The organism is Streptomyces sp. NPDC007084 (genome assembly GCF_040703595.1).
Taxonomy (GTDB): domain Bacteria; phylum Actinomycetota; class Actinomycetes; order Streptomycetales; family Streptomycetaceae; genus Streptomyces.
In genome coordinates, this window is sequence record NZ_JBEYFY010000058.1 from 36,379 (window position 1) to 44,641 (window position 8,263).

6 protein-coding genes are annotated in these 8,263 nt (G+C 74.4%); 2 read left to right on the forward strand and 4 right to left on the reverse strand.

Annotated elements, in window-relative coordinates; genetic code table 11:
• Nucleotides 1–121 precede the first annotated feature (121 nt).
• The gene (locus AB0912_RS30150; protein ID WP_366705376.1) at nt 122–1,273 is read right to left on the reverse strand and encodes a glycosyltransferase family 4 protein; all 1,152 of its coding nucleotides are present in this window, start codon (nt 1,271–1,273) and stop codon (nt 122–124) included.
• 319 nt (nt 1,274–1,592) lie between these two features.
• Entirely contained in the window at nt 1,593–2,570 is a 978-nt protein-coding gene (locus AB0912_RS30155) for a DUF3068 domain-containing protein (RefSeq protein WP_366705378.1), read from the reverse strand.
• A gap of 267 nt (nt 2,571–2,837) precedes the next feature.
• Here AB0912_RS30155 and AB0912_RS30160 point away from each other — a divergent pair, with 267 nt between their 5' ends.
• Together AB0912_RS30160 and AB0912_RS30165 are read left to right on the forward strand one after the other, a co-directional pair.
• Nucleotides 2,838–2,990, forward strand: a complete 153-nt coding sequence (locus tag AB0912_RS30160) for a hypothetical protein (protein ID WP_366705380.1) — start codon at nt 2,838–2,840, stop codon at nt 2,988–2,990.
• A 494-nt stretch (nt 2,991–3,484) separates the two neighbouring features.
• Nucleotides 3,485–4,708 carry a helix-turn-helix domain-containing protein gene (locus tag AB0912_RS30165; RefSeq protein WP_366705382.1) on the forward strand — a complete coding sequence of 408 codons (1,224 nt, stop codon included), beginning with the start codon at nt 3,485–3,487 and terminating at the stop codon, nt 4,706–4,708.
• 55 nt (nt 4,709–4,763) lie between these two features.
• Here AB0912_RS30165 and AB0912_RS30170 read toward each other — a convergent pair whose 3' ends face one another.
• Together AB0912_RS30170 and AB0912_RS30175 are read right to left on the reverse strand one after the other, a co-directional pair.
• Nucleotides 4,764–7,751, reverse strand: a complete 2,988-nt coding sequence (locus AB0912_RS30170; RefSeq protein WP_366705384.1) for a beta-galactosidase — start codon at nt 7,749–7,751, stop codon at nt 4,764–4,766.
• Nucleotides 7,752–7,947: 196 nt separating this feature from the next.
• Nucleotides 7,948–8,142 carry a hypothetical protein gene (locus AB0912_RS30175; RefSeq protein WP_366705386.1) on the reverse strand — a complete coding sequence of 65 codons (195 nt, stop codon included), beginning with the start codon at nt 8,140–8,142 and terminating at the stop codon, nt 7,948–7,950.
• Between the last annotated feature and the right edge of the window lie 121 nt (nt 8,143–8,263).

Below are 8,263 nucleotides of genomic sequence, written 5' to 3' on the forward strand. Positions count from 1 at the left end.
GCGCCGGGGGGCGGCCCCGCGGACTCCGGGCGGGGGGACGGTTCTGCGGGCTCCGGGCCGGGGGGCGGTTCTGCGGGCTCCGCGCCGGGGGACCGCCCTGCGGGCTCCGCGCCGGGGGGTGTCACGGTGTCCCGCCTGTCACCGCCTCCGCGGCCACCGTCCGGAAGCGGTGGACCGTGTGGTTCCAGCGGTAGGCGGCGGCACGGTCGCGGGCCGCCCGGCCCATCCGGGTGCGGCGGTGAGCGGACAGGGCGAGGGTGCACCAGGCCGCTGCGAAGGAGGACTCCCCGCGCACCAGCACGCCCGTCTCGCCGTCCACGACGGAGTCCCGCAGCCCCGGCACGTCGAAGGCGACCGCCGGTGTCTCGCGGGCCGCCGCCTCGGTGACCACCAGACCCCAGCCCTCCACCGCGGAGGGATGCAGCAACAGCCACGCGGCGCACAGCAGCCGGTGCTTCTCCGCCTCGGAGACATGCCCGGTGAACTCCACCCCGGGTCCCGCGAGTCGCTGGAGACGCGCTCGCTCGGGACCGTCCCCGACGATCACCAGCCGGCCCCCGGTGACCGGCCGGACCCGCTCCCACAGCCGCAGCAGCAGATCGATCCGCTTGTACTCGACCAGCCGCCCCACCGCGACGAACAGCGGCTCGGGCGAGCGCGCGGCCCGTGGGCCCGGCTCCTCGACTCCGTTGTGCACCACCCGGATACGGTCGCGTTCGACGCCGATCGCGTGCAGGGCGTGCGCCGTGGACGGGGAGACGGCGACCACCAGGTTGCCGCGCTGGGCGCCGGACAGCGCCCAGTGTTCGAGGCGGCGGCCGAGCCGGGCCGCGGGCGCGAGCGGTCCGCCGAACCGCATCGGCCACAGGTCCGTGTGCACGTGGTTGACCAGGCAGAGCGTGGGGCCGTGATGCCACAGGGGAGCCAGGTACGGCAGCCCGTTGCACACCTCGACCAGCAGGTCGCAGCCGCCGACCTCGCGGTGGAAGGCCGGCCGGGCGCGCAGGAAGTGACCGAGGTCGCCGCCCGCCGAGACCACCCGGTAGCCGTGTCCGGACGAGGGCCCGCCGCACACCAGGGTCACCTGGTGGCCCAGCGCGGTCAGCCCCTCGGCCAGCCGGTCGACGAGGAGTTCGGAGCCGCCCGCCGCGGGGTTGCCGAGATCGCGGCGGGCGAGGAAGACGATGCGGCGCGGATACGGCAGGGGCGCCGGAGGGTGCGGCGCGGTCCGCGGGGACACGGTGCGCAACGGGGACGGCACGTGCTGGGGCATGGGTGCTCCAACTCGTCTCGGGGTGCGGAACTCAGTGTGGGGGGAGGGACATTGGCGCTGATCGTCGGTGGTCCTGCCGCCTCGGATGCCTTCCGTGGGTGACGCGGGGTGACGTACGGGGACGCCGTGGGCCCGGCGGCGGGGGGACGCGGGCCGATCGCCGTAACGCTCCACCTCGGTGACGGGGTTGAACGCTGCGACGCTGTAACGGGACTGTGCGGGCGCTGTGTTCGGGTGGGGTGGACAGTTTTCGCCGCGCCGTCCGCGTCGGCTACTCACCGGGGTGACAATTTCGGGGCTTTGTGGAGCTGACGGCGCGTCACATCGTGAGGGCGGACGGAGGCGATTCGGACGAACCGGGATCGCGTCGCCCGCGTACCACCAAAACGGTCCCGACGGCGGCCAGGACGAATCCGAGCACAGCGGCGCCGATCGGCAAGGTCCGCCCCAGGAGCAGCAGTTGGCGGCTCTCGGTCTTCGCCTGCTCGACCTGGTCGCGCTGGGTCGCCGCGGTGAAGGCCAGCTTCCGGCTGTCCAGCAGCACCGCCGCGTCCTTCGTGCCGCCCGGTGCCCGCAGGGTCTTGCGCGGGCCGACCTGCGCGTAGATCACCCGGCCGGTGCGCTGGTCGACGACCAGCTCGACGCGGTGGTTGGCATACCACTCCTCGGCGAGCACCTGGCTGCGCTCGGGCTGTCCGACCAGGGCGCCGGGCACCTGCCGGGTACCGGTCCGGGTGGCGGGGACGGCTCCGGTGAACCGGTATCCCTCGTAGCCGCGGATCTTCTTCGTGCCCGCGAAGTGCAGGGTCACCGGCGCGCCGAGGGAGTTGTCCCACCAGCGGTAGTCGTGCCGGCCCACGTCGAAGGGGAACTTCAGATAGGCGTCACCCGCGAAGTACGGGTGCTCCTGGCAGCAGTGCACCGGCCGGTTGGAGCGCCGGTCGGTGACCCACCGGCCCGGCATGAACTCCAGGGCGTCGTGCGGGTCGGCGGCGGGCAGCGAGGCGTCCGTGTCGACCGTCGTCGTCACGTCCCACACGGCCCGGCCGCTGCGTTCACTGTCGGCGACGTCGCCGCGCACCACCTGGGTCACGGTGATGTCCTGACCGGGCACGGTCTCCGCCTTGTCCAGGTCGAAGACGCTGCCGGTGCCCTTGTAGACGGCGGTCGTGTCGATGTCGATCGGGTTCACGGCGGCACGTGGCTCCACGTACCAGGCGAGCATCGGGGCCAGCACGAGCAGGAAGGTGCCGAGGCCTACGAGGATCAGGGAGACGGGTGAGAACTTCCGGCGCATGCGGGCACTCCAGGGGCTGAGGAGGCTCGACGCACGGGTGTTGTGCGGTGGTACGGGGTGATACGGATGCGTCGACACCGTGGGAGAAAGTGCACGTGCGGTATGGGCCGGGAACCGTAGGCGCACCCTTGACGGGGTGTCAATGCATTGTCGAGACTGGCTCCTGCCGGGCGGGGCCGGCGCAGGCGCTGACCGTGGGACCGCTCGGCTGGGTGGCCGCGCGGGCCCGGGGTGGGGACGACCTCCGACAGAGAGGCTGACCCTGCGATGTCCAGACTGCTCGCCGTCACGCTCACCGTCGCGGCCTCCGCCGCACTCGCCGTGGGCGCGGCCCTCGGCCTCGTCGCCCTCCTCGACACGACCCCGGACCAGCCGAACACCCCGCTGATCACTTACCAGAACGCGGCACAGGAGCGCTGAGAGTGCCGCCCCGCAGAGGCGCCCGCCCCCCGCACCCCGGCCCCGGCTCGGCCGCCGGGGGCCCACTGGGCGCGCCCGGGTTCGGCTTGCCCGCCGGGGACGGTCCGAGGGGCGCCGGGCCCGGTTGGGCCGACCCCGCCTCCGGGCGGGCCGCCGGCGGGCGTGCGCCGGGCGATACCGATCCCGGCGATCAGCCGGTCTCCGGTGCCGGGTGGGCCCCTGGCCGGGCCGCGCCCGGTGGTGTTGGTCCCGGGGAGCAGCCGGGCCTCGGTGCCGCGAGGGCTGCCCCTCGTCCCGGGCGGAGTGACGCCGGCCCCGCCGCCGGGTGGGCCTCTGGCCGGGCCGTGCCCGGGGGTGTTGGTCCCGGGGACCCGCCGGTCCCCGGCGGAGCGCGTGCCGCCCCCCGGCCCCGCCGGGGCGACCCCATCGCCGGGGGGCCGTCGGCGTCTGTCGGTCCCGGGCCCTGGTGGAGTGGGGCCGGAGCGGCGTCCGAGGTGGGCGGGCGGTCGGCCTGGCGGGAGGTTCCGGAGCGGCAGGTCCGGGAGTTCGCCGCCATCGCCATGGCCGAGGCACCCGAACTCGCCGAGGAGATCCTGCGCGAGATCCGCCGCGAGTACCCGCATCTGCCCCTCGTGCTCGACGACTCCGGCGAACCGATGGCCCTGGTCGGCATCCGCCGCGCCATCGAGGTCTTCGTACAGCACCTCGGCACCGCCGAGGGCCGCCCCCGCGTCCACCCCGAGGTCTTCCAGGAGTTCGGCCGAGGCGAGGGCCTGCACGGCCGCAGCCTCGACTCCCTCCAGGCCATCTACCGGCTGGGCGTCCGGCTCGCCTGGCGCCGCTTCGCGGAGATCGGGCAGCGCGTCGACATCCCGCCCCCCGCGATGTACGAACTCGTGGACGCCGGATACGAGTACCTCGACGGCCTCGTGGACCAGTCCGTACGCGGCTACGCCGAGGCCGCCGCCCGGCAGGCCGGCGAACGGCTCCGCCTCCAGCGCCGCCTGATGGAACTCCTGCTCTCCGAACACCACCACCGGGGCGACCTCGCCGAAGGCCTCGCCGAACGCGCCGCGCGAGTCGGCTGGCCGCTGCCCGACCGGCTCGCCGTCGGCGTCCTGCTGCGCCCCGCCCGGGAAGCCGTCGCCCCCGCCGTCGGCCAGAACGTGCTGCTCGACATGGAGTACGAACAGCCCCGCATGGTCGTGCCCGAACCGGACGCCGCGGGCCGCCCCGAACTGCTGCACCGGGCGCTGACCGGCTGGTCCGGCGCGATCGGCCCGCCGGTCCCGCTCGCCGACGCCGCGAAGTCACTGCGCTGGGCCGAGGCCGCCGTACGCCTCATGGAACGGGGCCTGCTGCCCGGCGGCGAGGTGCTGCACTGCACGGAACACACCGAGGCCCTCGTCCTCCTCCAGCCCGAGGAACTGATCGACGACCTCGCCCTGCGCTGCCTGGAACCCCTCGCCCACTGCGGCCCCACCCACGGCAGACGGCTCGCGGAGACCCTGCTGGCCTGGCTGGAGACCCGCGGCGGCGCCCCCGAGGTGGCGGCCCGGCTCGGCGTCCACCCGCAGACCGTCCGCTACCGGCTGCGCCAGATCAGAGAGCTGTGGGGCGACGAGATCGACCACCCGGACCGGCGGTTCGAACTCGAACTCGTCCTGCGCGCCCAGCGCCTGCGCGGCGAACTCGGCGACCCCCGCGCCCGCCGCTGACCCCGCCGGCCCCCCGGGGCCGCACGACGCCCGGCAGCTTCCCCGCCCCCGCCGTCTACCGCCCGGCGCCGGGCGAGTCGACCAGGGTCACCGGAACCCCGCCGGCCGCCCGGCCCAGCAGGGTCAGCTCCACGCGGCCCGGGCCCGCCGGGGTGGTCCCGTCGGAGAGCACGGCGAGCGCCAGCGTGTTGGCGCCCCGGGTGCGCAGGATGCCGTTGGGCAGCACGAACGTGTGCTGGGGGCCCACGTCGTTGATGTACTGGCCCATGTTCCAGCCGTTCAGGAAGATCTGCGCGCGGTAGGCGCGGGACGGGTCATCCGTGAGGGTGAGGCCGATCGACGCGTCCACCCCGCTGTCCACGGCGAGCCGGAATCCGGTGCGGTACCAGGTGACACCCTGCCGCCGCTCGGCACGCGGGAGATCCGTGGTCTTCCAGCCGCCGTCGGCGAACCCGGGCAGATGCCAGCCGTGCCGTTCCCCGTGCAGGCCGCCGTTGTTGAGCGGCCCGCGCACCGGGTCGGGGGCCGCCGCGCCCTGGACGCGCCAGGTGATCGCGGGGGCCGTCCCGGCGAAGGTCACGGAGGCGAGCCCGCGGGCCGCCTTGTGGGTGTCGTTCGCCTTGCCGTCCTCGTCGTGCGGCATCCGCCGCACCAGCACGGACAGCACGTGGGACCGGCGGGGCCGGGGCCGGACCGGGAAGGTCGCTGTGGCCGACCAGGTGCCCTGCCGCACGGTCTTCTTGTCCGGCACCGGCATGCGGTGCGTGCCCAGCGGTTCACCGTCCAGCCACGCCATCAACAGCCCCTGGGCGCCCGCGACATAGGACAGCGACACGGACTCGGCGTCACCGGCGGCCCCCGCGTCCGCGAAGTGCCCCCGGTACCAGACGTCCCCGTAGTGGAAGCCGTAGTCGTCGGCGAACAGCACCGGCTGCCCGGCCGGGACGGGGGTGATGCTGTGCGAGGTCTTCCGCCCGGCGACCCGCCAGGAAGTGTCGTCGTAGTCGGCGGCGGACTCGGGGTTCTCGGCGCAGCGCCGCCAGGTGGTCAGGGCGGGCAGCCGGACCGACGGCACACCGGGCAGCCGCTGTTCGGCGCGCAGGCTCCCGGAGGCGGTGGCCCGGCTTCGCAACGTGCCCTGGTTCCAGACGAGTTCGGTCATCCCGCGCGGCCCCCACACCTCCAGGTCCGCCGCGTCCACGGTGTCGCCGGTGAGATGGAGGGTGCCGCCGCGCAGGGCCGCCGTGCGCAGCAGCGCGGGTCCGCGCACCAGTACCGGCCCCGACGGGGTGTCGTACCGCCACAGCGCGCGGGAACTCTCGTCGTCGGCGAGCAGCAGCAGGAGGGGAGCCGCGACCCCGCCGCCCTCGACGAGGACCCGGGTCACGCCGTCGAGCCGGGCGTCGATCCGCAGCGCCCCGTCCGCGAAGGAGTGCCGGGCGGCGCCGTCCAGCACGGTGACCTTCGGCTCGCTCGCGGCCTCCAGACAGGTGCGGGTCGACTCTCCGGCGCGGCCGGTGAACACGGCGATGTCCTGCCGTCCCGCGGTGAGCCGCAGCATCGGCTGGGCGGTCGCGTAGCGCAGGGTCCGCCGGCCCAGGGAGATACCGGCGACGACCAGCCGGGCGTCGAGGCCGGGCACCGGCACCGGCACGGTGGTCCCCGCGAGCGGCACCGAGGCCACCGCCTCCGTGGCCGAGTCGTTGCGCAGGATGTGGACACGCGCCTTCGTGTCCGGGTTGACCAGGTGGTAGGCCTTGATGCCGAGGCCGGCGCCCAGTTCGTCGGACGGGATGTCCTCGGCCCGGTCCAGCTTCGCCAACTCGGGCACCGAGTGCAGCAGTTGGCCGATCTGGTGCATCGGCGTGAGCTTCTCGGTCGGCTGCCGCCCCTCGTCCAGGGCGGCCCCGTAGTCGTACGAGGTGTAGACGATCGGGGCGGGCAGCCAGCCCCAGGACGTGCCGCCGAAGGTCATGTAGACGTTGTGGACGGTGATGCCGTTGGCGAGGTTGGTGAGGTAGAACCGCCGCTCGTAGGCGGCGTCCCGGGTGCGGCGGGACTCCGCGTACCCCTTGCCGTCGAACTCGACGCCGCCCCACGGGTCGAACCAGCCGCCGCCGAACTCGGGGATGAATCCCGGGGTGTCCGGGCTCGCGGTCGCCCCGCCCTTCGTGCCGCCGATGCCGAAGTGGCCCCAGTCCGGCGGGGTCTTGAACGGGGACGGATAGCCGTCGAAGCCGTACAGGTAACGGCCGCGCTCGCCGCCCGTGTCGAAGGTGCCCGGGGCCCAATGGCCGTTGCGGCCCTTGTCGTTGTGGAAGAGCGGCACGTCGATGCCGTCGGCCCGGACTTTGGCGTAGAGGTGCGCCATGTAGTCGCGGCCGGCGGGCTCGGTGACGTGGTCGTCGTACTCGTTCTCCAATTGGTAGAGCAGCACCGTGCCGCCGCCGTCGGTGTACTGGTGGCGGGCCACGATCCTGTCGACGGCGGTCAGCCACTGGTCGACGTGCCTCAGATACGTCGGGTCCGAGGTGCGGGCGACGCCCGCCGTGGCGGTCAGCCAGCCCGGGAAGCCGCCCGCGTCGACCTCCGCGTTGATGTACGGGCCGGGGCGCAGGATGACGTACAGCCCGGTCTCGGCGGCGGTGCGCAGGAACAGGTCGAGATCGCGGACCCCGGTGAAGTCGTACGTCCCCGGCGCGGGGGAGTGGTAGTTCCACGCCACATAGATGCTGACGGTGTTGTAGCCGTGGGCGCGCAGCTTCTGCAGCACGTCCCGCCACAGGGACGGGCTGGGCAGCCGGAACGGGTGCACCTCCCCGGACCAGACCACCAGGCGCCGGCCGTCCACGAGCATCGAATACCGGTCGAAGCCGACCGTGTGCCGGCGGCCGTCGGCGGCGGGCGGCGCGGGCGCGGGACCGGTGGGTGCGAGGGCCGTCCTCCCGGCGGCGCTCGCCACGTCGCCGCCGCTGCCGCCCAGGGAGAAGCCGAGTGCGGCGGTGCCGGCGAGTGCGCTGAAGGTACGTCTGCTCAACACCATGCGGGTCCTCCTGGGGACGGCGATGGGAATCCCCTTCCGGCCGGGCGCGCCGGGCCCGAGCACCGGGGGGTGCCGCCATTGTCCACACAGACAGGTCATTTCATGGTCATATGAGGTTCCCGGCGTGGGCGGATTACCCGGTATGGGCGGCAGCAACCCTCTCCGCGCCGCTTCCGGCCCGCACTCGTCCAGCCGCTCAGCCCGCCTGGTTGTAGAGCATCGCGCCGACGGCTCCCCAGCCGCCGGTCGACTGGGGTGGGGGAGGTTCCGGCTGGGTCCTGCCCCGGACCTGAGCCGCCGTCAGCCCGCCCTGCGCGCCGAGCGAGGCCGCGTTCGCCATCCCGGGCACACCCGCCCGCGCGGCGGCCGGCTGCACGGGGGCGGGCTGCACGGGGGATGGCTGTACGGGAGCGGGGGTGGCCGCCGGGGGCATCTGCGCGGGCATCGCACCCGGGGCCGCCGCCGGCCAGGCGCTCGGCCCCGGTGTTCAGCGCCGGGGCGGTGCAGAAGCA